General features: G+C 63.2%; 2 protein-coding genes. Both read right to left on the reverse strand.

The annotated features are described in order from the left end of the window. The coding region (rplI, locus tag NS184_RS17205; RefSeq protein ID WP_058727252.1) for a 50S ribosomal protein L9 at positions 1-404 on the reverse strand (404 nt) is incomplete at its 3' end. A gap of 20 nt (positions 405-424) precedes the next feature. Continuing rightward, a partial coding sequence (locus tag NS184_RS17210) for a hypothetical protein (RefSeq protein ID WP_206556309.1) occupies positions 425-660 on the reverse strand: 236 nt, incomplete at its 5' end.

Raw genomic sequence — 660 nt, forward strand, 5'->3', positions numbered from 1 at the left:
GTGTGCAGGTGCACTTCGACGTCGTATTCGCCGGTGTTACGCAGCGCGCCGTTGGGCAGGCGAACTTCGCTCTTGTCCAGCTCGACGCCAGCGGCGCTGACGGCTTCGGCGATGTCGCGGGTGCCGATGGAACCGAACAGCTTGCCTTCGTCACCGGAGTTGGCGGCGATGGTCACGGTCAGTTCAGCCAGCTTGGCGGCACGGGCGTCGGCCTGGGCCTTCTTCTCGGCAGCCTGCTTCTCGAGCTCGGCGCGACGAGCTTCGAAAGCCTCGACGTTGGCAGCGGTAGCTGCGGTAGCCTTGCCCTGCGGCAGCAGGAAGTTACGGGCGTAGCCGCCCTTGACGTTCACTTTGTCGCCCAGGTTGCCCAGGTTGGCGATCTTTTCCAGCAGGATGACATCCATTGAGTCTTTCCTCTTAACTTTTAACCTTCACCGTCCGTCGGCCCCTGCGGCTCTTGCGCAGACCGCCCACGGAAATCGAACACGCTATCGATCACAGCCAGAATCACCAACAACGGATAGATCAACTGCCCGAACAGCAGCAGCGTCACGTACAGCCCCACCAGCCAAAAGCCCGCCAGGCGCTTGGCCGCTACCAGCCCGTGCAGCAGGGCGATACCGGCGAAGGCCAGCGGCACGCTGAACAGCGGGGTCAGCA

Source organism: Curtobacterium luteum, assembly GCF_001475545.1.
Taxonomy (GTDB): Bacteria; Actinomycetota; Actinomycetes; order Actinomycetales; family Microbacteriaceae; genus Curtobacterium; species Curtobacterium luteum_A.